This is a genomic window from Pseudomonas sp. SO81 (genome assembly GCF_030374125.1).
Taxonomy (GTDB): domain Bacteria; phylum Pseudomonadota; class Gammaproteobacteria; order Pseudomonadales; family Pseudomonadaceae; genus Aquipseudomonas.
The window spans coordinates 2839021-2860690 of sequence record NZ_CP126126.1 but is presented as its reverse complement, the minus strand read 5'-3'; the positions used below and the strand labels follow the sequence as shown (position 1 = coordinate 2860690).

The following is a 21670-nucleotide window of genomic DNA, read 5'->3' as shown; positions in this document are numbered from 1 at the left end:
AGGCAAGAAAAAACCCGCCGAGGCGGGTTTCTTCGTACAAGGGCCGGATCAATTACTTGATCTTGGCTTCCTTGTAGGTCACGTGCTTGCGGACGACCGGATCGTATTTCTTGATCTCGATCTTGTCCGGAGTGGTGCGCTTGTTCTTGTCGGTGGTGTAGAAGTGGCCGGTACCGGCGCTGGACACCAAACGGATCAGTTCACGCATGATTAGCTCCTTAAACCTTTTCGCCGCGAGCGCGCAGCTCGGACAGAACTACGTCGATGCCGCGCTTGTCGATGATGCGCATGCCCTTGGCGGAAACGCGCAGACGCACGAAGCGCTTCTCGGACTCGACCCAGAAGCGATGGTGCTGCAGGTTCGGCAGGAAACGACGACGGGTTTTGTTGTTAGCGTGGGAAACGTTGTTCCCGGTTACCGGACCCTTACCGGTAACTTGACAGACTCTCGACATGCCTCAGCCCTCTAAACCACATGCCCAACCCGGCATGGGTTGGCCGCTTGAACTCAATAGTCATTTGGCGCTCAGCGCCGCGTTTCTCGGGGGTCTTACCGGCGTTTAGCGTCTCCGCTGGACCGGGCCCCTAGAAAAGAGCGCTGCTTTATACCAGAACACCCAGTCGCCCGCAAGAATTGCCGTGCCTTGCGGAACACCGCCGCCGCCAGGAACGGCGGCCTCTCGCGGCTACGGTGGCCCAACCGCTCGTCGCCCGATTCGATTGTCTGCCCGCAGCCTTTGGTCTAGGGTTGGCCTCTTGCCATTCGGAGGATTCGCGATGCGCCTTGCCGCCCTGCCCCTGCTGCTCGCTCCCGTGCTGAGCCAGGCCGCCACTCTCAGCGTGTGCACCGAAGCCAGCCCGGATGGTTTCGACGTAGTGCAATACAACTCGCTGACCACCACCAACGCCTCGGCCGACGTGCTGATGAACCGCCTGGTGGACTATGACGCCGCGGCTGGCAAGCTTGTAGCCAGCCTGGCCGAGCGCTGGGAAGTATCCGCCGATGGCATGAGCTGGACCTTCCAGCTGCGCCCCGGAGTGCAGTTCCAGCGCACCGAATGGTTCACCCCGAGCCGCGAACTGAACGCCGACGACGTGCTGTTCAGCTTCCAGCGCATGCTCGATGCCGGCCACCCCTGGCACAAGGTCGCCGCCAGCGGCTATCCGCACGCCCAGTCCATGCAGTGGCCGGCACTGATCGAGCGCATCGAGGCGCCGACGCCGCTGAGCGTGCGCTTCGTCCTCAAGCGCCCGGATGCCACCTTCCTCGCCACCCTGAGCATGGGCTTCGCCTCCATCTATTCCGCCGAGTACGCCGACAAGCTGCTGGCCGCTGGCACGCCGGAGAAGCTCAACAACCAGCCGGTGGGCACCGGCCCCTTCGTGCTCAAACGTTTCCAACAGGATGCGGTGATCCGCTACACCGCCAACCCGGACTACTTCGCCGGCAAGCCGGCCGTCGATGGCCTGGTGTTCGCCATCACCCCCGACGCCAACGTGCGTCTGCAGAAGCTCAAGCGCGGCGAGTGCCAGATCGCCCTGTCGCCCAAGCCGCTGGACGTGCAGAGCGCGCGCCAGGAGCCGAGGCTGAAAGTGAGCGAGACGCCGGCCTTCATGACCGCCTTCGTCGCCCTCAACAGCCAGCACCCGCCATTGGACAAGCCGCAGGTGCGCCAGGCCATCAACCTGGCCTTCGACAAGGCCAGCTACTTGAAGGCCGTGTTCGAGGGCAGCGCCACCCCGGCCAGTGGGCCCTATCCGCCAAACACCTGGAGTCACGCCAAGCAGCTGCCGGGCTACGCCCACGACCCAGCCAAGGCCAAGACGCTGCTGGCCGAGGCCGGCTTGGCAGACGGCTTCAAGACCACGATCTGGACCCGCCCCACAGGCAGCCTGCTCAACCCCAACCCGACCCTCGGCGCCCAGCTGCTGCAGGCCGACCTGGCCAAGGTCGGCATCCAGGCCGAGATTCGCGTGATCGAATGGGGCGAGCTGATCCGCCGGGCCAAGGCCGGCGAGCACGACCTGCTGTTCATGGGCTGGGCCGGTGACAACGGCGACCCGGACAACTTCCTGACGCCGCAATTCGCCTGCGCCTCGGTGCAGTCCGGGCTGAACTTTGCCCGCTATTGCGACCCGCAGCTGGACAAGCTGATTACCGAGGGCAAGGCCGCCAGTGCCCAGGAGCAGCGCAGCGCCCTGTACCAGCAGGCGCAAACACTGATCCAGCAACAGGCACTGTGGTTGCCGCTGGCCCACCCCACCGCCTTCGCCCTGCACAGCGACAAGGTCAGCGGCTATCAGGTCAGCCCGTTCGGCCGCCAGGACTTCGCCAAGGTGCGGCTGAACTAGACCCAGCCGAACTCGGCCATGGACAGCGGCTCGCCTTCGCCGACGATGAAGTGGTCGAGCACCCGCACCTCGATCAGGCCGAGCGCCTCCTTGAGCCGCTCGGTGAGCAGGCGGTCGGCCTGACTGGGCTCCGCCACGCCGGAAGGATGGTTGTGCACCAGGATGGCCGCGGCGGCGTTATGCGCCAGGGCGCGTTTGACCACCTGCCGCGGGTAGACGCTGGCGCCGTCGATGGAGCCGAAGAACAGCGCCTCGAAGCAGATCACCCGGTGCTTGGCATCGAGAAACAGGCAGCCGAACACCTCGTGCGGCTCATGGCGCAGGCGCGCCTTGAGGTAGTCGCGCACCGCCTGCGGACTCTCCAGCGCCGAGTCGCGGCGTAGCCGCTCGGCCAGATGGCGCCGGCCCATCTCCAGCACCGCCTGCAGCTGAGCGAACTTCGCCGGCCCCAGACCCAGGCGCTGGCTGAACGACTCCAAGTCGGCCTCCAGCAGCGCCCGCAGGCTGCCGAAGTCGGCCAACAGGTGACGGGCCAGGTCCACGGCGCTCTGCCCGGCCACGCCGGTGCGCAGAAAAATCGCCAGCAACTCGGCGTCGCTCAGGGTCGCCGCACCCAGCTCCAGCAGCTTCTCCCGCGGGCGCTCCGCCGCGGGCCAATCGCGTATGCTCATGACATCTCCCTGTCCTTCGGCCCGCTGTTCCGGCGCAGGCCCTGTGCTATCTTAGCCCGGCTTTTTTGGCGCGTTGGTCGGCCTGGGGAGGCGCCTCCTTCGCGTTGCTATCCACACCACATTATTAAAGGCAGGCCTATGCAGCGGCTGTATCGGAAACGCATCGTCCTGGGCGTAGGCGGCGGCATCGCCGCCTACAAGAGCGCCGAACTGGTTCGCCGCTTGCGCGACCAGGGCGCCGAAGTGCGGGTAGTCATGACCCGTGGCGGTCGCGAGTTCATCACCCCGCTGACCCTGCAGGCGCTGTCCGGCCACCCGGTACACATGGACCTGCTCGACCCGGCCGCCGAGGCCGCCATGGGCCATATCGAGCTGGCCAAATGGGCCGATCTGGTGCTGATCGCTCCGGCCACTGCCGACATCATGGCGCGCCTGACCCAGGGCGTGGCCGACGATCTCCTGACCACCCTGATACTGGCCACCGATGCGCAGGTGGCCCTGGCTCCGGCGATGAACCAGGCCATGTGGCGCGACGATGCCACCCAAGCTAACGCCCAGGCTTTGCAGAAGCGCGGCTACCAGCTGTTCGGCCCGGCATCCGGCAGCCAGGCCTGCGGCGATGTCGGCCTCGGCCGCATGCTCGAAGCCGACGAGCTGGCGCAGCGCGCCGCCGACTGCTTCCAGTGGCAGGCGCTGACCGGCAAGCACGTACTGATCACCGCCGGCCCGACCCAGGAAAACATCGATCCGGTGCGCTACATCACCAACCACAGCTCCGGCAAGATGGGCTTCGCCCTGGCCGAGGCCGCCGTGGAAGCCGGCGCCAAGGTGACCCTGGTGACAGGTCCGGTACACCTGCCGACGCCGGACCGGGTCAATCGCATCGACGTGGTCAGCGCCCGCGACATGCTGGCCGCCTGCGAGGCCGTCATGCCCTGCGATCTGCTGATCGCCTCCGCCGCCGTGGCCGACTACCGCCCGGAGGTGGTGGCTCCGCACAAGATGAAGAAGGACCCGACCACCGGCGAAGGCCTGCTGCTGCAACTGGTGCGCAACCCGGACATCCTCGCCACCATCGCCGGGCGCGAAGATCGTCCGTTCAGCGTGGGCTTTGCCGCAGAAACCGAGAACCTGCTCGGCTATGCTGCGCGCAAGCTGAAGGACAAGAACCTCGATCTGATCGTCGCCAATGACGTGGCCAACCCCACCATCGGCTTCAACAGCGAAGAGAACGCCATCACCGTGATCGATCGCGAGCTGCAGGCGAGCGCCTTCGCCCAGACCAGCAAGAGCAAGATCGCCCGCCAGTTGGTGGCCTTCATCGCCGAGCGCCTGAACCGCGCCTGAACCATTCGTTACGGAAATCGCCATGCACACTCTGCAAGCCAAGATTCTCGACCCGCGTCTGGGCAGCGACTTTCCCCTGCCGCAGTACGCCACGCCCGGCTCCGCCGGCCTCGATCTGCGCGCCATGCTCAAGCAAGACACCGTTCTCGAGCCGGGTCAGACCCTGCTGATTCCGACCGGCCTGTCTATCTATATAGCCGACCCGAACCTGGCGGCGCTGGTCCTGCCGCGCTCCGGCCTGGGCCACAAGCATGGCGTCGTGCTCGGCAACCTGGTCGGCCTGATCGACTCCGACTACCAAGGTGAGCTGATGGTGTCGTGCTGGAACCGCGGCCAGACGCCGTTCACCATCGCCATCGGCGAACGCATCGCCCAGCTGGTACTGGTACCAGTGGTGCAGGCGCACTTCGAACTGGTCGAGGAATTCGACGAAAGCCAACGCGGCGCCGGTGGCTTCGGCCATTCCGGCAGCCACTGAACCCGCCGCTCAGGATTAATCGCCAGGGAGACGTTGCGTGAAACTAAAGCGTGCAGCCAAGGATACCGACTCGCTCATCGCCGCCGCTCCGGCCAAGCCGGCAGCCAAGGTGGGTAACGACCAGAAAGCCTTGCTGCCTGGCGCCATCGCTGCCCTCGGCGGCCTGCTACTGGCAGGCGCACTGATTGCCTTCAACCTCAACGGCAGTGGCCAGCAGCAGCAACGACAGCTGATCGAAGCCTGGGGCGGCAGCCAGGCCAGCGCCTTGCAGCAGGCTCAGCTGCAGTTGCAGGCCGATACCCAGGCCGCGGCAGCCGACCCGTCGCTGCTGATTGCCCTGCAGAGCGGCGACCGCAACCTGGTCGCCAGCGCCGAGCGCAGCCTGCAGCACTGGCAGGGTGTGGTGGATGCCCATCTCAATCTGCCCAGCCGCGCCGCTCTCGATGTGGGCCGCAGCGGACCGATGAACTTTGCCGCGCTGGATATGCTGCGCCGCCTGGAAAACGGCCAGACACCGGCAGTGGAGGCCTACAAGGTCGGCGAGCGCTGGCTGGTCTACAGCGCCGCACCCCTGCGCAGCCCGGGCAGCGATCAGTTGCAGGGCACCCTGCTGCTGGTGGTCGACCTCGAGCGCCTGCTCGCCGCCCTGCCGGCCCTGCCCGATGACGTCGGCCAGGTGCAGCTCGGCCAGCAGTTCGGCAACAGCACCGCCCAGATCCTGATGCAACGCGGCAGCGCAACCGGTACGGCGCAACGCTTCGACACCGGCAATCCCAACTGGCAGCTCGACTTCACTCCGGGCCCGGCCCTGAGCGGCACGCCCATGTCGCCACTGATCCTCGGCATCGCCGCGCTGCTGGCCTTGTCGGGCGCCCTGCTCGGCCTGATGCTGACCCGCAACCACCTGCTCGGCCGCCTGCGCGGCGACGTCCAGCAACTGGCGAGCATGCTGCAGGAGCTTTCCAGCGGAAAGTCGGTCAAAGCCTTCAGCCTGCACTTTGCCGCCCTCGACGGCCTGGCGCAGAGCCTGGCGCGCCTGCCGCGCCCCAAACAAGAAGCCTCAAGAAATGAGGCCGGCAGTTCCCCGATCACTGCCCCCTCGGCGGCGTCCAAGCCCGTGCAGTTGGCGGACCCGCTGTTCCAGGCCACCGATATCCTCGATATCGACATTCTCGACGAAGACCAGGATCTCCTGGGATTGGAGCAACCTTTCATGGATAGCACTGTGCACAACGTACAAACCCCACCCAAGCTGCCCGCAACCATCTTCCGCGCCTACGACATTCGCGGCGTGGTCGGCGACACCCTGACCGCCGAGGCCGCCTACTGGATCGGCCGCGCCATTGGTTCGGAGAGCCTTGCCAAGGGCGAGCCGAACGTCGCCGTCGGCCGCGACGGCCGCCTGTCCGGCCCAGAGCTGGTGCAGCAGCTGATCCAGGGCCTGCTGGACTGCGGTTGCACCGTCAGCGATGTCGGCATGGTGCCGACCCCAGTTCTGTACTTCGCCACCAACGTGCTCAAGGGCAAGTCGGGCGTGATGCTGACCGGCAGCCACAACCCGCCGGACTACAACGGCTTCAAGATCGTCATCGCTGGCGACACCCAGGCCAACGAGCAGATCCAGGCCCTGAAGACCCGCATCGACAACAACGACCTGGCCAGCGGTGTCGGCAGCGTCGAGCAGGTCGATGTGCTCGAGCCCTACTTCAAACACATCGTCGGTGATATCGCCATCGCCAAACCGCTCAAGGTGGTGGTCGACTGTGGCAACGGCGTGGCCGGCGTCATTGCGCCACGCCTGATCGAGGCTCTGGGCTGCAGCGTGATTCCGCTGTTCTGCGACGTCGACGGCAACTTCCCCAATCACCACCCGGATCCGGGCAAACCGGAAAACCTGGTGGACCTGATTGCCCGAGTGAAGAGCGAGGGCGCCGACCTGGGTCTGGCCTTCGATGGCGACGGCGACCGCGTCGGCGTGGTGACCAACAAGGGCACCATGGTCTTCCCCGACCGCCTGATGATGCTGTTCGCCAAGGACGTGGTGTCGCGCAATCCCGGCGCCGACATCATCTATGACGTCAAATGCACCCGCCGCCTGGGCGCACTGATCAGCGGCTACGGTGGCCGCCCGGTGATGTGGAAGACCGGCCACTCGCTGATCAAGAAGAAGATGAAGGAAACCGGCGCCCTGCTGGCCGGCGAGATGAGCGGCCACATCTTCTTCAAGGAACGCTGGTTCGGCTTCGACGACGGCATCTACAGCGCCGCGCGCCTGCTGGAGATCCTCAGCCAGGATCGTCGCGACGCCGAGCAGGTGTTCTCCGCCTTCCCGCTGGACATCTCCACCCCCGAGATCAACGTTACCGTCACCGATGAGAACAAGTTCCGCCTGATCGACCGCCTGCAGCGCGACGGCGTGTGGGGCGAGGCCAACCTGACCACACTCGATGGCGTGCGCGTCGACTACCCGAAAGGCTGGGGCCTGGTGCGCGCCTCCAACACCACACCGGTGCTGGTGCTGCGCTTCGAGGCAGAGACCGAGGAAGAGCTGTCGCGGATCAAGGAAGTGTTCCGCGCCCAACTCTATGTCGTTGCCCCCGACCTCAACCTGCCGTTCTGATCTGTTCCGGAGCCCGTTCCACCATGACCCTCAACCGTGATGCCGCCACTCAAGTCGCCAAGGTACTGTCCGAAGCGCTGCCCTATATTCGTCGCTTCGTCGGCAAGACCCTGGTGATCAAGTACGGCGGCAACGCCATGGAGAGCGACGAGCTCAAGGAAGGCTTCGCCCGCGACATCGTGCTGATGAAGGCGGTCGGCATCAATCCGGTGGTGGTGCATGGCGGCGGCCCGCAGATCGGCGATCTGCTCAAGAGGCTCAGCATCGAAAGCCACTTTATCGATGGCATGCGCGTCACCGATGCGCAGACCATGGACGTGGTGGAGATGGTCCTCGGCGGCCAGGTCAACAAGGACATCGTCAATCTGATCAACCGCCATGGCGGCAGCGCCATCGGCCTAACCGGCAAGGACGCCGAACTGATCCGCGCGAAGAAGCTCACCGTGACCCGTCAAACCCCGGAGATGACCCAGCCGGAGATCATCGACATCGGCCATGTCGGCGAAGTGGTCGGGGTCAACACCGATCTGCTGGGCATGCTGGTCAAGGGCGACTTCATCCCGGTGATCGCGCCGATCGGCGTGGGCGCCGAAGGCGAGTCGTACAACATCAACGCCGACCTGGTGGCCGGCAAGGTGGCGGAGGCGCTGAAGGCCGAGAAGCTGATGCTGCTGACCAATATTGCCGGCCTGATGGACAAGCAGGGCGAGGTTCTCACCGGCCTGACCACCGAGCAGGTGGATGGCCTGATCGCCGATGGCACCATCTATGGCGGCATGCTGCCGAAGATTCGTTGTGCCCTGGAGGCTGTGCAAGGTGGCGTGACCAGCGCGCATATCATCGATGGGCGCGTGCCGAACGCAGTACTGCTGGAGATCTTCACCGACAGCGGCGTCGGCACACTGATCACCAATCGCAAACGCCATCACTGATGGCGCCAGTGCGCGGCGAGGTCACTCGCCGCGCAACTTCACCAGACGCTCCCGGTCAGCGGCAAAGGCCGCTTTTGCGTCGTCATAGTTCTTTCTGTAGCGCTCGATATCCTTCTCCACGCCAGCCTGCTCGGCCTTGAGATTATCGATCTGCACTAGCAGATGCTCGGGTACTGGCCGCCCCATGCGCTCGAACTCGGCGGCCTTCGACTGCAGGTTGGCCTGCTGAGTGCGAAGCGATCCCAAGTTGCTCTGCGCCACACCAATTACGCCATCCAATTCGGCCAACTTGCGATCGCGGGCACGATCCACATCAGAAGGCTCGGAATAGATACGCAATAGCTGGACATCGGACTTGGCCTTGTTTTTCTCCGCCACCAGCCGCTGGCGCTCCTCCAGACTAGGAGCGGGCGGCACATCGCGCACAACCCGCCCCCGGTCATCTACAACCTGATAGCCCTTTTCGATGTATTCCGGCGGTACACCCAGACGATCAAGTACAGTCAAACCTTGGTCATTGACATAACGGTAGTACTCGGCCGCAGTTACGGGTTGCATCGAAGCAAACCCGATCAGCACTACCAAGCTAGACATGACCCGTTTGAGCATGAAAGCACCCTATCGTTATTGGACTAGATGCCGTACTGCGCGCGGTATGCCTCCACCGCCGGCAGATGTTTCTTCAGCTCGGCATCTTCTGCCAGATAATCCAGCACCTGCTCCAGGGACACAATACTGACCACCGGCATGCCGTAGTCGCGCTCCACTTCCTGGATCGCCGACAGCTCGCCCTGGCCGCGCTCCTGGCGGTTCAGCGCGATCAGCACGCCGGCCGCCTGGGCGCCTTGGGCCTGGATGATCTGCATGACTTCGCGGATCGCGGTACCGGCGGTGATCACGTCGTCGACGATCATCACCCGACCCGCCAGCGGTGCACCGACCAGGGTGCCGCCTTCGCCGTGTGCCTTGGCCTCCTTGCGGTTGAAGCACCAGGGCAGGTCGCGCTCATGCTGCTCGGCCAGCGCCACGGCGGTGGCCGCCGCCAGAGGGATACCCTTGTACGCCGGACCGAACAGCACGTCGAAGTCGATGCCGGCCTCGATCAGCGCGGCCGCATAGAAACGCCCCAGCTTGGCTAGCGCCAGGCCGCTGTTGAACAGGCCGGCATTGAAGAAGTAGGGGCTGGTGCGCCCGGACTTGAGAGTGAACTCACCGAAACGCAGCACGCCGCGCTCGATGGCAAAACGGATGAATTCGCGTTGATACGCCTGCATGCAAAGCTCCGTACTGCACGGATTTAGCTATGAATTTAGCTAATGGGAATGAGCTCGGGTATCATACACGCAGGTGTTTTTGGGGGCCATTTATGCGGATCATCAGTGTGAACGTGAATGGTATTCAGGCCGCAGTCGAGCGAGGTTTGCTCAGCTGGCTGCAGGCCCAGAATGCCGACGTGATCTGCCTGCAAGATACTCGCGCCTCTTCCTTCGAACTCGATGACCCGGCCTTCCAGCTGGATGGCTATTTCCTCTATGCCGTCGACGCCGAGGTGCCCGACCAGGGCGGCGTGGCTCTGTACTCGCGGTTGCAACCCAAGGCGGTGATCCACGGCCTGGGCTTCGAATCGGCCGATCGGTACGGGCGTTATCTGCAGGCGGATTTCGACAAGGTCAGTATCGCCACCCTGCTGCTGCCATCCGGCCAGGGCGGGGACGAGAACCTGAATCAGAAATTCAAGTTCATCGACGACTTCACCGGTTATCTGGACAAGCAACGTCGCAAGCGCCGCGAGTACATCTATTGCGGCTCGCTGTTCGTCGCCCACCAGAAATTGGATGTGAAGAACTGGCGCGACTGCCAGCAACTACCAGGCTTCTTGGCGCCGGAGCGTGCCTGGATGGACGAAGTGGTCGGCACCATGGGCTATGTGGACGCCCTGCGCGAAGTCAGCCGCGAGGGCGATCAGTACAGCTGGTGGCCGGATAGCGAACAGGCGGAGATGCTCAACCTCGGTTGGCGCTTCGACTATCAGCTGCTCACCCCCGGGCTGCGCCGCGTGGTGCGCAACGCCAAGCTGCCGCGCCAGCCGCGCTTCTCCCAGCACGCCCCGCTGATCGTCGACTACGACTGGCTGCTCAGCGTCTAAGCAGCCAGCCCCTCGACGCTTAGGCGCGCAGCCCCTTCCAGGCCTTGCCCGCCACGCTCACCACCGCCAGCACCAGGGCACCCACCAGCACGCCGAACAGGGCATCGACCAGGGTCGGCGTCAGCACGGCCAGCACGCCGCCGATGCCCGGCACGCCATGGACCGCCTCAGCCCAGTGATGGATCAGTTCATGGGCGCCGGGAATGCCGTGGGTGAGGATGCCGCCGCCGACCATGAACATGGCCGCCGTACCCACCACCGACAGCAGCTTCATCAGCCAGGGCGCCAGCCACAGGATGCCGCGACCGAAGGCCTGCAGCCCTGCACCGCCACGCTGGCTGAGGTAGAGACCGGCGTCGTCCAGCTTGACGATGCCGGCGACCAGGCCATAGACGCCCACGGTCATCAGCAGGGCGATGCCAGAGAGCACGATGACCTGCTGCATGAAGGCCTGCTCGGCCACCACGCCCAGGGTGATGGCGATGATCTCGGCAGACAGGATGAAGTCGGTACGCACCGCGCCCTTGATCTTGTCCTTCTCGAACGCCTGCATGTCCACCGCCGGATCGGCCAGGGCCTGCACATGTTCGGCGTGATGCTGGGCATCCTCCTGCTTGCTGTGCAGGAACTTGTGCGCCAGCTTCTCGAAGCCCTCGAAGCAGAGGAAGGCGCCACCCAGCATCAGCAGCGGAGTCACCAGCCAGGGGGCGAGGGCACTGATCAGCAGCGCCGCCGGTACCAGGATCAGCTTGTTGATCAGCGAGCCCTTGGCCACCGCCCAGACCACCGGCAGCTCGCGCTCGGCCTTGACCCCGGTGACCTGCTGGGCGTTCAGCGCCAGGTCATCGCCCAGCACGCCGGCGGTCTTCTTCGCCGCTACCTTGGTCATTACCGAGACGTCGTCCAGCACGCTGGCGATGTCGTCGAGCAGAGTTAACAGACTGGCTCCGGCCACTTCCGACTTCCTTATATGAGTGGTTGCAGAAAAAGGCCCCGCATGCGGGGCCCGAGAGGGTTATTTGACCAGGCGCCAACACAGCGGATAGCGGTAGGTCTGGCCTTCGTTGGCTTTGATCCCGGCGATGATGGTCAGCACCAGCGCAGCCAGGCCGAGCAGCGGCAGCAGCAGGAAACCGATCACCACCACGGCGAGCAGCATGCACACCAGCGCGGCGAGCGACACGGTGATGTGGAAATTCAGCGCCTCCTTGCCCTGGTCATCGACGAAGGGATCGAGGTCGCGCTTGAGTTGCCAGACAATCAGCGGGCCGAGCAGGTTGCCGAAGGGAATCAGTAACCCGGCGAAGGCCGCGAAGTGGCAGAACATCGCCCATTGGCGGGCTTCCGGGCTCGGGGTGGGGCTGAGGTTCTGCTCTTCCATGGGGCTCTCCGCGGGTTGTGGGAATCAGTCGGCCAGGGTTGCGCGCTGCAGCTCGAATAGCTCGCGCACGCCCTGTTGTGCCAGCGCCAGCATGGCATTCAGTTCTTCCGGCTGGAAGGGGGCGCCTTCGGCGGTGCCCTGCACCTCGATGAAACCGCCGCTGTCGGTCATCACCACGTTGAGGTCGGTCTCGGCGGCGGAGTCTTCCAGGTAGTCCAGGTCCAGCACCGGCTCGCCTTGGTAGATGCCCACGGAGACGGCGGCGACCATCTGCTTGAGCGGCTCGCCCTTCAGCGCGCCGCGCTTCTTCAGCACCTTCAGCGCATCGACCAGCGCCACCATGGCGCCAGTGATGGAGGCGGTGCGAGTACCACCATCGGCCTGGATCACGTCGCAGTCGATGTAGATGGTGTTCTCGCCCAGCTTGCTCATGTCCAGCGCGGCGCGCAGCGAGCGGCCGATCAGGCGCTGGATTTCCAGGGTGCGGCCGCCCTGCTTGCCGCGGCTGGCCTCGCGCTGGTTACGCTCACCGGTGGCGCGCGGCAGCATGCCGTACTCGGCGGTCAGCCAGCCCTGGCCCTGGCCCTTGAGGAAGCGCGGCACGCCAGACTCGACGCTGGCGGTGCAGATGACCTTGGTGTCGCCGAACTCGACCAGCACCGAACCCTCGGCGTGCTTGGTGTAGTTGCGGGTAATGCGCACGGAACGCAACTGGGTGGAAGCACGGCCGCTGGGACGTTTCATCTGCTGATACCTGTAGAAAGCGGAAATCTCGGGCGCCCGGCGCCCGACCTGCCGGCATTATAGCGCCGCGACGGGGCGGATTGGGCCGGCGGTCGCTCTGCGCTACAATCCGCGCCCATTCGTCATTTCACGAGGCTCCCACCATGGTGCACAGCATGACCGCCTTCGCCCGCGTCGAAGGCGCAGAGGCCCACGGCACCCTGAGCTGGGAGCTACGCTCGGTCAACCATCGCTACCTGGAGCCGCACCTGCGCCTGCCGGACTCGTTCCGCGACCTCGAAGGCGCCGTGCGCGAGGCCCTGCGCCAGGGCCTGTCGCGAGGCAAGGTGGAGTGCACCCTGCGCTTCGCCGAAGAGAATGCCGGCAAGAGCCTGCAGGTGGACGGCGAGCGCGCCCGCCAACTGATCTCCGCCGCCGAGCAAGTGGCAGCCCTGATTCAGCAGCCGGCGCCGCTCAACCCCCTGGAAGTGCTGGCCTGGCCCGGCGTGCTGGTGGCCGACGCCGCCGACCCGCAGACCCTGAATGCCGCCGCCCTGCAATTGTTCGAGCAGGCCCTTGGCGAACTGAAGAGCGGTCGCGCCCGCGAAGGCGCCGAGCTGGCCAAACTGCTCAACGAGCGCCTGGACAACATCGCGGAAGAAGTCGTCGCTCTGCGCGCACTGGTGCCGGAGATGCTGGCCAACCAGCGCCAGAAGATCGAGACCCGCTTCGCCGAACTGCGTGCCGAGGTGGACCCGCAGCGCCTGGAGCAGGAGCTGGTGCTTCTCGCCCAGAAGAGCGATGTGGCCGAGGAACTGGATCGCCTGAACACCCATGTGGCCGAGGTGCGCCGCGTGCTCAAGGCCGGTGGCGCCGCTGGCCGCCGCCTGGACTTCCTCATGCAGGAACTCAACCGCGAGGCCAACACCCTCGGCTCCAAGGCCTTCGATCCGCGCAGCACCCAGGCCGCCGTCAACCTCAAGGTCCTGATCGAGCAGATGCGCGAGCAGGTCCAGAACATCGAATAGCCGCTAGGCTTGAACCAAAGCGTTATCAGGACATACAGATGACCGTCACCACCGGCACCCTCTATATCGTTTCCGCACCCTCTGGCGCCGGCAAGACCAGCCTGGTCAAGGCCCTGCTCGACAGCGATGCGCGCATCCGCGTCTCCGTCTCGCACACCACCCGCGCCATGCGCCCGGGCGAGGAAGACGGGGTCAACTACCACTTCGTCGACCACGCGCAGTTCAGCGCGATGATCGAACGCGGCGAGTTCCTCGAGCACGCCCAGGTGTTCGACAACTTCTACGGCACCTCGCAGGTCTGGGTCGAGCAGACCCTGGCGGCAGGTTCCGACCTGATCCTGGAGATCGATTGGCAGGGCGCCCAGCAGGTGCGCAAGCTGATGCCGCTAGCGAAATCGATCTTTATCCTGCCGCCGACCCAGGAGGCCCTGCGCCATCGCCTGACCAACCGTGGCCAGGACAGCGCCGAGATCATCGAGCGGCGCATGCAGGAAGCGGTCAGCGAGATGAGCCACTACGTCGAGTACGACTACCTGGTGATCAACGACGATTTCGCCCATGCCCTGGACGACCTGAAGGCCATCTTCCGCGCCAATCAGCTGCAGCAGAGCTGCCAGCAGCAGCGCCATGCCGGCCTGCTCAGTGAGCTGCTGGTCTGAACGGCCGCCGAAAAGCCTTCCCTAAACGCTGGTGATTTTTTAGACTATTCAGTCCGCTCGCCCATTCGGGCCCAGCCTTATTTGCTATTCGCCAAGAGGAACACCATGGCCCGCGTTACCGTTGAAGACTGCCTGGAGAACGTAGACAACCGCTTCGAGCTGGTCATGCTGGCTACCAAGCGTTCCCGTCAGCTGGCTACCGGCGGCAAGGAGCCGAAGGTCGCCTGGGAAAACGACAAGCCGACCGTCGTGGCCCTGCGTGAAATCGCCGCCGGCCTGGTCGATGCCGAGTTCGTTGCCCAGGAAGACCTGGTCGAGGACGAGCCGCTGTTCGCCGTCGCCTTCGAGGAAGAGGCCAACGAGCCTCTGTAAGCCTATGCCTGGTCGAAGTCTCGCGGCACCGGGTCAAGCGCCAGCGCGGCAGGGGGTGATCCCTTGCCGAGCATAGATACCCTCGCCGACAGACTCTCGTCCTACCTGGCCGCGGATCAGGTCAACCTGGTCCGCCGCGCCTACTTCTACGCCGAGCAGGCCCACGACGGCCAGCGCCGCCGCAGTGGCGAAGCCTACGTCACCCACCCGCTCGCCGTCGCCAACATCCTCGCCGACATGCACATGGACCATCAGAGCCTGATGGCCGCGATGCTGCATGACGTGATTGAGGACACCGGCATCGCCAAGGAAGCGCTCACCGCGCAGTTCGGCGAAACCGTCTCGGAACTGGTCGACGGGGTCAGCAAGCTGACCCAGATGAACTTCGAGACCAAGGCCGAGGCCCAGGCCGAGAACTTCCAGAAGATGGCCATGGCCATGGCGCGCGACATCCGCGTGATCCTGGTCAAGCTGGCCGACCGTCTGCACAACATGCGCACCCTGGAAGTGCTGTCCGGCGAGAAGCGCCGGCGCATCGCCAAGGAAACCCTGGAAATCTACGCCCCCATCGCCAACCGGCTGGGCATGCACAGCATGCGCGTGGAGTTCGAGGACCTCGGCTTCAAGGCCATGCACCCGATGCGTTCCGAGCGCATCCGCACGGCGGTCAAGCGCGCCCGCGGCAACCGCAAGGAAATCGTCGCCAAGATCGAGGAATCGATCACCGCATACCTGCAGCGCGAAGGCCTGCAGGGCGAAGTGATCGGCCGCGAGAAGCACCTCTACAGCATCTACCAGAAGATGCGCGGCAAGCGCCGGGCGTTCAACGAGATCATGGACGTCTACGCCTTCCGCATCATCGTCGACAAGGTCGACACCTGCTACCGCGCCCTCGGCGTGGTGCACAACCTGTACAAGCCCCTGCCGGGCCGCTTCAAGGATTACATCGCAATCCCCAAGGCCAACGGCTACCAGTCGCTGCACACCACCCTGTTCGGCATGCACGGCGTGCCCATCGAGATCCAGATCCGCACCCGCGAGATGGAAGAGATGGCCAACAACGGCATCGCCGCCCACTGGCTGTACAAGTCCGATGGCGACGACGCGCCCAAGGGCAACCATGCCCGCGCCCGCCAGTGGGTCAAGGGCGTGCTGGAGATGCAGCAGCGCGCCGGCAACTCACTGGAATTCATCGAGAGCGTGAAGATCGACCTGTTCCCGGACGAGGTCTACGTGTTCACGCCCAAAGGCCGCATCATGGAGCTGCCAAAGGGCTCCACTGCGGTCGACTTCGCCTACGCGGTGCACACCGACGTCGGCAACAGCTGCATCGCCTGCCGCATCAACCGTCGCCTGGCGCCGCTGTCGCAGGCCCTGGAAAGCGGCTCGACGGTGGAGATCGTCACCGCACCGGGCGCGCGCCCGAACCCGGCCTGGCTCAACTTCGTGGTCACCGGCAAGGCCCGCACCCACATCCGCCACGCGCTCAAGCTGCAGCGCCGCTCGGAGTCGATCAACCTCGGCGAACGCCTGCTGAACAAGACCCTCACCGGCTTCGACAGCCACCTGGAGAAGATCGCCCCGGAGCGGGTGCAGGCGGTGCTCGGCGAATACCGCCTGGAAGTGCTCGAGGACCTGCTGGAAGACATCGGCCTGGGCAACCGCATGGCCTACGTGGTCGCGCGCCGCCTGCTGGCCGAGACCGGCGACGCGGCGCCCAGCCCGGACGGCCCGCTGGCCATCCGCGGCACCGAGGGCCTGGTGCTGAGCTACGCCAAGTGCTGCACGCCAATCCCCGGCGACCCCATCGTCGGCTACCTGTCGGCCGGCAAGGGCATGGTGGTGCACCTGGACAGCTGCAAGAACATCGCCGACATCCGCCACAACCCGGAGAAGTGCATCCAGCTCAACTGGGCCAAGGATGTCGCCGGCGAATTCAATGTCGAACTGCGCGTCGAGCTGGAGCACCAGCGCGGCCTGATCGCCCTGCTTGCCAGCAGCGTCAACGCCGCCGACGGCAACATCGAGAAGATCGGCATGGACGAGCGCGATGGCCGCATCAGCGTGGTCCAGCTGGTGGTCAGCGTGCATGACCGCGTGCACCTGGCCCGCGTCATCAAGAAGCTGCGCGCCCTCAACGGCGTCATCCGCATCACCCGCATGCGCGCCTGACGGCGCCATGTCGCAGTACAACAACAATCCATCGAATCGGAGTTCGTCATGAGCAAGACCGTCATTTCCTCGCCCAAAGCCCCCGCCGCCATCGGTACCTACTCCCAGGCGATCAAGGCCGGCAACACCGTGTACCTGTCCGGGCAGATCCCGCTGGACCCGCAGACCATGGAACTGGTGCAGGGCTTCGAGGAGCAGACCGTGCAGGTGTTCGAGAACCTCAAGGCGGTGATCGAGGCCGCCGGCGGCTCGTTCAAGGACGTGGTCAAGCTGAACATCTTCCTCACCGACCTCAGCCACTTCGCCAAGGTCAACGAAGTCATGGGCCGCTACTTCGAACAGCCCTACCCGGCCCGCGCCGCCATCGGTGTGGCCTCTCTGCCGCGCGGTGCGCAGGTGGAAATGGACGGCATCCTGGTTCTCGAATAAACCCATGCGTCGCCCCCTCCTGATCGCCCTCAGCGCCGGTCTGCTGGCCGGCTGCGCCGCCGAAAGCCCCGACGGCACCTGGATCAACCAGCCGATCATCGACAGCGCCCGCGAAGGCGGGCCGCTGCGCGAGGCCCTGCTGGCCCACGGCCCAAACCTGGAATGGCGGCTCGACAGCCAGCGCGGCCTGGCCACCTACAGCAACGGCTTCGAGGCACCCGAAGGCCGCCTGGCGGCCGGCGAGCCGGGGCAATGGCAGGTGAGCTACCAGGGCGACTATCAGGAGAGCTTCGATCTGCAGGGTGACCAGCTGGTGCAGCAGGCCAGCACCTACGGCCCCGAGCAGCACTTCAGCCGCCCGCCGCACCAGGCGGAGGATGGCGCGCCGATCGGCAGCAGCTTCGAGTGGGCGCTGTACGACGCCTACCTGGGCGGCGAATGGACCATCCGCGAGGGTGTCGGCGAGGGCGGCCTGGTGCTGTTCCACCCGGACGGCCGCCTGGAAGGCCTGCCCGGCGCCGAGCGTTATGCCCTGTGCCTGGCCGGCGACTGCGCCTCGATGGCCGGCGAGCACGACAGCCTGTGGCTGCAGCTCGGCCAGCAGGGCGCGTCGTGGATCTTCGAGCGCGACGGCGACCAGTTGCGCATCCTCCAGGCCCTCAACCAGTCGGCGCCGGACGAGGTGCCCAGCTTCCGTCCCGGGCGCCAGGTCTGGCTGCTGCAGCGCAACTAAGCGAGATGCGCGCGCTCCTGCTGTGCCTCCTGTTGGCGAGTCTGGCCGCCCAGGCCGAACAGCGCCATTACGACGGCAGCGGACGCTATCTGGGGCGCACCGACGACGATGGCCGCAGCTACGATGACAGTGGGCGCTACACCGGCCGTACCGATGCGGACGGCCGCCAGTACGATGCCTCCGGCCGCTACACGGGACGCATCGACGGCGACGGCCGCAGCTATGACGACAGTGGCCGCTACACCGGTCGCCAGGATCAGGATGGTCGCCATTACGACGACTCGGGGCGCTACCTGGGCCGCGACGACCCGGACGGAAGTCACTACGACGACAGCGGCCGCTACACCGGGCGCAGCGACGACTGATCGGCCAGCACCGCCGCATAGCCCTCGCGGTAGCTCGGGTACTGCGGCGCCCAGCCCAGCGCGCGGGCGCGGGCGTTGCTGCAGCGCTTGCTGCCGGCGCGGCGCACGCTGTTCTCCTCGGCCCACTGGGTCACGCCCAACTGCTCGCGCAGCCAGCCCACCACCTCGTGCAGCGGCGCCGGTTCGTCGTCCACGCCCAGGTAGCAGTCGGCCAGCTGCGCGCCTTCGGCATCCGCCTGCAGCAGGAAGGCCAGCAGGCCGGCGGCATCCTCGGCATGAATGCGGTTGGCGTACAACGGCGGTTCGCTGGCCACCCGGTAGCCCTGGCGCACCTGATTGAGCAGCCACTGGCGACCGGGGCCGTAGATGCCGGTCAGGCGCACCAGGGTCGCCGGCAGGCCGCTGGCCAGAGCCAGGCGTTCGGCTTCCAGCATCACCCGCCCGGAGTAGCCCTCGGCCTCGGCCGGTGAATCCTCGTCGATCCATTCGCCGCCCTGCTGCACATAGACCCCACTGCTGGAGACGAACAGCAGGCGCCGCGGACGCTGACCATGCTCGGCCAGCCAGGCCAGCACGTGGCGTAGGCCATCGACATAGGCGGCGCGGTAGCCAGCCTCGTCGTGCTGGCTGGCCGCGGCGCAATACACCAGATAGTCCAGTTCGCCCTGGGGCCAGGTCTCAGGACAGGCCGGTTGCTGCAGATCGCCGGCGACCGGGCGGATCTCGGCGGGCAGCTGCGCGACATCGCGCCGCAGGCCGTAAACACTCCAGCCGGCCGCCGCCAGGCGCCGCGCCAGGCGACTGCCAACATCGCCGCAGCCAGCAATCATCAGGGTCTTGGACATCACTAGGAGTACCTCAAGGAAACGCCGGATTCAGTGCACTGAATCCGAAGTGCACGGCGAATAGTTACATTGTATCTTTCACAAACAAGAATTACTTGCAATAATACACGCCGTTTTTGCACGGAGGTGCCGTTTCCTCCGTCCGACGCTCCCTCACTTCAGGTCCGGCCAGCATGAATTCTACCGCCCTCCGCGCTCAGCCAACCCGCACTTCCCGCCTGCCCATGGCAGCCCTGCTGCTCGGCCTGCTCCTGCCGTTCGGCGCTGTGGCCGAGGAAGTGGCTCCGGTCGCGCAGCAACCGGCCGCTCGCGCGCCGGCAAGCGCTCCGACCAGCGCAGCGCTGAGCGATGCCACCGCCGAACAGCTGCCGCCGCCGATCCAGCACCCGCAGGCCGCCGCCCTGCAGCAGAAGCTGGAGACCCTGGGCGAACAGGCCAGCGCCGAACAGATCGCCGCCGCCCAGCAGGAATTCCTGCAGCAGAACAACATCAGCGGCACCGACGCCGAACAACTGCTCGCCGCCCTGCAGGCGCTGCAGGCCGAGTCGGCGCTGGAAGGCGAGGAAGAGCTGCTGCACGACCTGTCGCCGTGGGGCATGTACCAGAACGCCGACCGCGTGGTGAAGAGCGTGATGATCGGCCTGGTGCTGGCCTCGATCCTGACCTGGACCGTGTGGATCGCCAAAGGCCTGGAGCTGCTCATCGCCCGCCGTCGCCTGCAGCGCGAGCTGCCCGACCTGAAGGGCGCGCGCACCCTCAACCAGGCCGCCGAGCAGGCCCGCGTCAAGCACAGCTTTAGCGCCCAGCTGATCGAGGACGCCCGCGAAGAGCTGCGCCTGTCTGTCGGCTGCAAGGAGAAGGAAGGCATCAAGGAACGCGTCAGCTTCCGCCTCGAACGTCTGGTCGCCGCCAGCGGTCGCAACATGAGCCAGGGCACCGGCGTGCTCGCCACCATCGGTTCCACCGCACCCTTCGTCGGCCTGTTCGGCACCGTGTGGGGCATCATGAACAGCTTCATCGGCATCGCCGAATCGCAGACCACCAACCTCGCCGTGGTCGCCCCCGGCATCGCCGAGGCCCTGCTGGCCACCGCCCTGGGCCTGGTCGCCGCGATCCCGGCCGTGGTCATCTACAACGTCTTCGCCCGCTCCATCGCCGGCTACAAGGCCCAGGTCGCCGATGCCTCGGCCCAGGTCCTGCTGCTGGTCAGCCGCGACCTCGATCAGCCGGCCGGCGAGCGCGCTCAGGCGCCGATCGCCAAGGCGGTCTGAACCATGGGGCTGCATCTGCACGAGGGCGGTGACGACCTCCAGGAAAACCACGAGATCAACGTCACCCCGTTCATCGACGTGATGCTGGTACTGCTGATCATCTTCATGGTCGCCGCGCCGCTGGCCACCGTGGACGTGAAGATCGACCTGCCGGCCTCCACCGCCAAGCCGGTGCCGCGCCCGGACAAGCCGATCTACCTGAGCATCAAGGAAGACACCAGCCTGTACCTGGACAACCAGCAGGTCGACGCGGCCCAGCTCGGTGCCTCCCTGGACCGCCTGACCGGCGCCAATAAGGACAAGACCATCTTCGTCCGCGGCGACAAGGGCGTGGACTATGCCGACCTGATGGGCGTGATGGACAACCTGCGCGGTGCCGGTTACCTGAAGATCGGCCTGGTGGGCCTGGAAACGGTCGGCGCGCAATGAGCCAAGCGCGTCGCCTGCCGCTGTGGGTCATCAGCCTGATCGCCGTGATCGGCCTGCACCTGGTCGTCTATTACGCCGCCCTGCTGTGGCGTCCGGCCGTCACGCCGATCCTGCTGCAACCGGCGGCCATGCTGATCGAGCTGGAGCCGATGGTCGCGCCGCCGCAGCCGACGCCGCCGGAGCCGGTGGTCGAGGAACAGCCGGAACCCGAGATCGTCGAGGTGCCCGAGCCGAAGATCGCCATCGTCAAGCCCAAGCCGAAACCCAAGGTCCAGCCCAGGCCGCAGCCGCCGAAGCCGGAGGTCAAGCCGCAACCCGACGCGCCCAAGGTGGCGAGCCAGGAGAAGACCGCGGCGCCGATCAAGGCCCCGGTGCAGCAGCAGGTCAGCACCGGCGAGATCGACCGCGAGCGCGCCATCTGGATGGCAAAGGTGCAGGCCTACCTGAGCAAGCACCTGCGCTATCCGGATCGCGAGCGGCGCTTCAACAAGCCCGGCAGCAAGCATGCCCTGCTGCTCAATTTCACCATCGACACCCGCGGGCGCATCCTCGCCGCCGAGGTGAAGCAGTCCACCGCCCGCAACTCCTTCGACCGCGACGTGCAGCGCCAGCTGCGCAAGGCCAGCCCGGTGCCGGCGCCGCCGACCAAGGTGCTGAGCGGCGGCAGCATGTCCATCGACTATCCGCTGAACTTCACCCTTACCCGCTGAGCGGCAT

General features: G+C 65.8%; 25 protein-coding genes. 16 read left to right on the top strand and 9 right to left on the bottom strand.

Annotated features, from left to right (window positions below; translation table 11 throughout):
- Positions 1-52 precede the first annotated feature (52 nt).
- Positions 53-208, bottom strand: a complete 156-nt coding sequence (gene rpmG, locus OH686_RS13330; protein ID WP_021702025.1) for a 50S ribosomal protein L33 — start codon at positions 206-208, stop codon at positions 53-55.
- A 10-nt stretch (positions 209-218) separates the two neighbouring features.
- Complete coding sequence (gene rpmB / locus OH686_RS13325; RefSeq protein ID WP_021702024.1) at positions 219-455, bottom strand: 50S ribosomal protein L28; 237 nt, start codon at positions 453-455, stop codon at positions 219-221.
- Positions 456-777: 322 nt separating this feature from the next.
- Here rpmB and OH686_RS13320 point away from each other — a divergent pair, with 322 nt between their 5' ends.
- Positions 778-2352, top strand: coding sequence for an ABC transporter substrate-binding protein (locus OH686_RS13320; protein ID WP_289533155.1), 1575 nt, complete (start codon positions 778-780; stop codon positions 2350-2352).
- Here the strand turns inward: OH686_RS13320 and radC are convergent.
- On the bottom strand, positions 2349-3023 hold the full coding sequence (gene radC / locus OH686_RS13315) for a RadC family protein (RefSeq protein WP_289533154.1): 675 nt from the start codon (positions 3021-3023) through the stop codon (positions 2349-2351). The genes OH686_RS13320 and radC overlap by 4 nt on opposite strands.
- A gap of 138 nt (positions 3024-3161) precedes the next feature.
- Between radC and coaBC the strand changes: the two genes are divergently transcribed.
- The 4 genes from coaBC to argB all read left to right on the top strand — a co-directional run bounded on the left by coaBC (position 3162) and on the right by argB (position 8400).
- Positions 3162-4370 (top strand): bifunctional phosphopantothenoylcysteine decarboxylase/phosphopantothenate--cysteine ligase CoaBC, encoded by a 1209-nt coding sequence (gene coaBC, locus OH686_RS13310; protein ID WP_289533153.1) that lies wholly within the window; start codon positions 3162-3164, stop codon positions 4368-4370.
- A gap of 22 nt (positions 4371-4392) precedes the next feature.
- Positions 4393-4848 (top strand): dUTP diphosphatase, encoded by a 456-nt coding sequence (gene dut, locus OH686_RS13305; protein WP_289533152.1) that lies wholly within the window; start codon positions 4393-4395, stop codon positions 4846-4848.
- Between the two features lie 1213 nt (positions 4849-6061).
- Positions 6062-7468 carry a phosphomannomutase/phosphoglucomutase gene (gene algC / locus OH686_RS13300; RefSeq protein WP_289538955.1) on the top strand — a complete coding sequence of 469 codons (1407 nt, stop codon included), beginning with the start codon at positions 6062-6064 and terminating at the stop codon, positions 7466-7468.
- A gap of 23 nt (positions 7469-7491) precedes the next feature.
- Positions 7492-8400 (top strand): acetylglutamate kinase, encoded by a 909-nt coding sequence (gene argB, locus OH686_RS13295; protein ID WP_137974593.1) that lies wholly within the window; start codon positions 7492-7494, stop codon positions 8398-8400.
- A 21-nt stretch (positions 8401-8421) separates the two neighbouring features.
- Here argB and OH686_RS13290 read toward each other — a convergent pair whose 3' ends face one another.
- Together OH686_RS13290 and pyrE are read right to left on the bottom strand one after the other, a co-directional pair.
- On the bottom strand, positions 8422-9009 hold the full coding sequence (locus OH686_RS13290; protein WP_502942736.1) for a DUF4124 domain-containing protein: 588 nt from the start codon (positions 9007-9009) through the stop codon (positions 8422-8424).
- A gap of 23 nt (positions 9010-9032) precedes the next feature.
- A complete protein-coding gene (gene pyrE / locus OH686_RS13285) occupies positions 9033-9674 on the bottom strand; it encodes an orotate phosphoribosyltransferase (protein ID WP_289533151.1) in 642 nt (213 codons plus the stop codon).
- A 92-nt stretch (positions 9675-9766) separates the two neighbouring features.
- Between pyrE and crc the strand changes: the two genes are divergently transcribed.
- On the top strand, positions 9767-10546 hold the full coding sequence (gene crc / locus OH686_RS13280; RefSeq protein ID WP_289533149.1) for a catabolite repression control protein Crc: 780 nt from the start codon (positions 9767-9769) through the stop codon (positions 10544-10546).
- Between the two features lie 19 nt (positions 10547-10565).
- Here crc and OH686_RS13275 read toward each other — a convergent pair whose 3' ends face one another.
- Genes OH686_RS13275 through rph form a run of 3 tightly spaced genes read right to left on the bottom strand, consistent with a single transcriptional unit; the run spans position 10566 to position 12671 of the window.
- Positions 10566-11501, bottom strand: coding sequence for a DUF808 domain-containing protein (locus OH686_RS13275; RefSeq protein WP_289533148.1), 936 nt, complete (start codon positions 11499-11501; stop codon positions 10566-10568).
- 60 nt (positions 11502-11561) lie between these two features.
- The gene (locus OH686_RS13270; protein WP_289533146.1) at positions 11562-11927 is read right to left on the bottom strand and encodes a DUF4870 domain-containing protein; all 366 of its coding nucleotides are present in this window, start codon (positions 11925-11927) and stop codon (positions 11562-11564) included.
- Positions 11928-11951: 24 nt separating this feature from the next.
- Positions 11952-12671 (bottom strand): ribonuclease PH, encoded by a 720-nt coding sequence (rph, locus tag OH686_RS13265; protein WP_289533145.1) that lies wholly within the window; start codon positions 12669-12671, stop codon positions 11952-11954.
- A gap of 143 nt (positions 12672-12814) precedes the next feature.
- Here rph and OH686_RS13260 point away from each other — a divergent pair, with 143 nt between their 5' ends.
- The 7 genes from OH686_RS13260 (at position 12815) to OH686_RS13230 (ending at position 18408) form a co-directional block, all read left to right on the top strand.
- On the top strand, positions 12815-13678 hold the full coding sequence (locus OH686_RS13260) for a YicC/YloC family endoribonuclease (protein WP_289533144.1): 864 nt from the start codon (positions 12815-12817) through the stop codon (positions 13676-13678).
- A gap of 38 nt (positions 13679-13716) precedes the next feature.
- Positions 13717-14337 carry a guanylate kinase gene (gene gmk, locus OH686_RS13255; RefSeq protein WP_289533143.1) on the top strand — a complete coding sequence of 207 codons (621 nt, stop codon included), beginning with the start codon at positions 13717-13719 and terminating at the stop codon, positions 14335-14337.
- 105 nt (positions 14338-14442) lie between these two features.
- Positions 14443-14709, top strand: a complete 267-nt coding sequence (rpoZ, locus tag OH686_RS13250; protein WP_137974584.1) for a DNA-directed RNA polymerase subunit omega — start codon at positions 14443-14445, stop codon at positions 14707-14709.
- A 63-nt stretch (positions 14710-14772) separates the two neighbouring features.
- Complete coding sequence (spoT, locus tag OH686_RS13245) at positions 14773-16881, top strand: bifunctional GTP diphosphokinase/guanosine-3',5'-bis pyrophosphate 3'-pyrophosphohydrolase (protein ID WP_289533141.1); 2109 nt, start codon at positions 14773-14775, stop codon at positions 16879-16881.
- A gap of 48 nt (positions 16882-16929) precedes the next feature.
- A complete protein-coding gene (ridA, locus tag OH686_RS13240; protein ID WP_289533138.1) occupies positions 16930-17310 on the top strand; it encodes a deaminase RidA in 381 nt (126 codons plus the stop codon).
- 4 nt (positions 17311-17314) lie between these two features.
- On the top strand, positions 17315-18043 hold the full coding sequence (locus OH686_RS13235; RefSeq protein ID WP_289533136.1) for a putative periplasmic lipoprotein: 729 nt from the start codon (positions 17315-17317) through the stop codon (positions 18041-18043).
- 5 nt (positions 18044-18048) lie between these two features.
- Entirely contained in the window at positions 18049-18408 is a 360-nt protein-coding gene (locus OH686_RS13230; RefSeq protein WP_289533135.1) for a hypothetical protein, read from the top strand.
- On the opposite strand, the gene OH686_RS13225 is transcribed toward OH686_RS13230, so the two are convergent.
- Positions 18384-19253: an SDR family oxidoreductase gene (locus tag OH686_RS13225; RefSeq protein WP_289533133.1), complete on the bottom strand. Its 870-nt coding sequence runs from the start codon at positions 19251-19253 to the stop codon at positions 18384-18386. The genes OH686_RS13230 and OH686_RS13225 overlap by 25 nt on opposite strands.
- 173 nt (positions 19254-19426) lie before the next feature.
- Here OH686_RS13225 and exbB point away from each other — a divergent pair, with 173 nt between their 5' ends.
- The 3 genes from exbB to OH686_RS13210 are packed head-to-tail and all read left to right on the top strand — an operon-like array spanning position 19427 to position 21663.
- The gene (gene exbB / locus OH686_RS13220; protein WP_289533131.1) at positions 19427-20524 is read left to right on the top strand and encodes a tonB-system energizer ExbB; all 1098 of its coding nucleotides are present in this window, start codon (positions 19427-19429) and stop codon (positions 20522-20524) included.
- 3 nt (positions 20525-20527) lie between these two features.
- The gene (gene exbD, locus OH686_RS13215; protein ID WP_192399795.1) at positions 20528-20953 is read left to right on the top strand and encodes a TonB system transport protein ExbD; all 426 of its coding nucleotides are present in this window, start codon (positions 20528-20530) and stop codon (positions 20951-20953) included.
- The gene (locus tag OH686_RS13210) at positions 20950-21663 is read left to right on the top strand and encodes a TonB family protein (RefSeq protein ID WP_289533129.1); all 714 of its coding nucleotides are present in this window, start codon (positions 20950-20952) and stop codon (positions 21661-21663) included. Before exbD ends, OH686_RS13210 begins: the two co-directional genes overlap by 4 nt.
- Positions 21664-21670: the final 7 nt, after the last annotated feature.

Coding starts and splice junctions, on each gene's coding strand:
- OH686_RS13320 (WP_289533155.1), top strand. CDS start 778: ATGCGCCTTGCCGCCCTGCCCCTGCTGCTCGCTCCCGTGCTGAGCCAG.
- OH686_RS13225 (WP_289533133.1), bottom strand. CDS start 19,253: ATGTCCAAGACCCTGATGATTGCTGGCTGCGGCGATGTTGGCAGTCGC.
- argB (WP_137974593.1), top strand. CDS start 7,492: ATGACCCTCAACCGTGATGCCGCCACTCAAGTCGCCAAGGTACTGTCC.
- OH686_RS13230 (WP_289533135.1), top strand. CDS start 18,049: ATGCGCGCGCTCCTGCTGTGCCTCCTGTTGGCGAGTCTGGCCGCCCAG.
- exbD (WP_192399795.1), top strand. CDS start 20,528: ATGGGGCTGCATCTGCACGAGGGCGGTGACGACCTCCAGGAAAACCAC.
- dut (WP_289533152.1), top strand. CDS start 4,393: ATGCACACTCTGCAAGCCAAGATTCTCGACCCGCGTCTGGGCAGCGAC.
- coaBC (WP_289533153.1), top strand. CDS start 3,162: ATGCAGCGGCTGTATCGGAAACGCATCGTCCTGGGCGTAGGCGGCGGC.
- OH686_RS13235 (WP_289533136.1), top strand. CDS start 17,315: ATGCGTCGCCCCCTCCTGATCGCCCTCAGCGCCGGTCTGCTGGCCGGC.
- exbB (WP_289533131.1), top strand. CDS start 19,427: ATGAATTCTACCGCCCTCCGCGCTCAGCCAACCCGCACTTCCCGCCTG.
- crc (WP_289533149.1), top strand. CDS start 9,767: ATGCGGATCATCAGTGTGAACGTGAATGGTATTCAGGCCGCAGTCGAG.
- pyrE (WP_289533151.1), bottom strand. CDS start 9,674: ATGCAGGCGTATCAACGCGAATTCATCCGTTTTGCCATCGAGCGCGGC.
- ridA (WP_289533138.1), top strand. CDS start 16,930: ATGAGCAAGACCGTCATTTCCTCGCCCAAAGCCCCCGCCGCCATCGGT.
- gmk (WP_289533143.1), top strand. CDS start 13,717: ATGACCGTCACCACCGGCACCCTCTATATCGTTTCCGCACCCTCTGGC.
- rph (WP_289533145.1), bottom strand. CDS start 12,671: ATGAAACGTCCCAGCGGCCGTGCTTCCACCCAGTTGCGTTCCGTGCGC.
- OH686_RS13210 (WP_289533129.1), top strand. CDS start 20,950: ATGAGCCAAGCGCGTCGCCTGCCGCTGTGGGTCATCAGCCTGATCGCC.
- algC (WP_289538955.1), top strand. CDS start 6,062: ATGGATAGCACTGTGCACAACGTACAAACCCCACCCAAGCTGCCCGCA.
- OH686_RS13270 (WP_289533146.1), bottom strand. CDS start 11,927: ATGGAAGAGCAGAACCTCAGCCCCACCCCGAGCCCGGAAGCCCGCCAA.
- rpmG (WP_021702025.1), bottom strand. CDS start 208: ATGCGTGAACTGATCCGTTTGGTGTCCAGCGCCGGTACCGGCCACTTC.
- OH686_RS13290 (WP_502942736.1), bottom strand. CDS start 9,009: ATGCTCAAACGGGTCATGTCTAGCTTGGTAGTGCTGATCGGGTTTGCT.
- rpoZ (WP_137974584.1), top strand. CDS start 14,443: ATGGCCCGCGTTACCGTTGAAGACTGCCTGGAGAACGTAGACAACCGC.
- radC (WP_289533154.1), bottom strand. CDS start 3,023: ATGAGCATACGCGATTGGCCCGCGGCGGAGCGCCCGCGGGAGAAGCTG.
- rpmB (WP_021702024.1), bottom strand. CDS start 455: ATGTCGAGAGTCTGTCAAGTTACCGGTAAGGGTCCGGTAACCGGGAAC.
- OH686_RS13260 (WP_289533144.1), top strand. CDS start 12,815: ATGGTGCACAGCATGACCGCCTTCGCCCGCGTCGAAGGCGCAGAGGCC.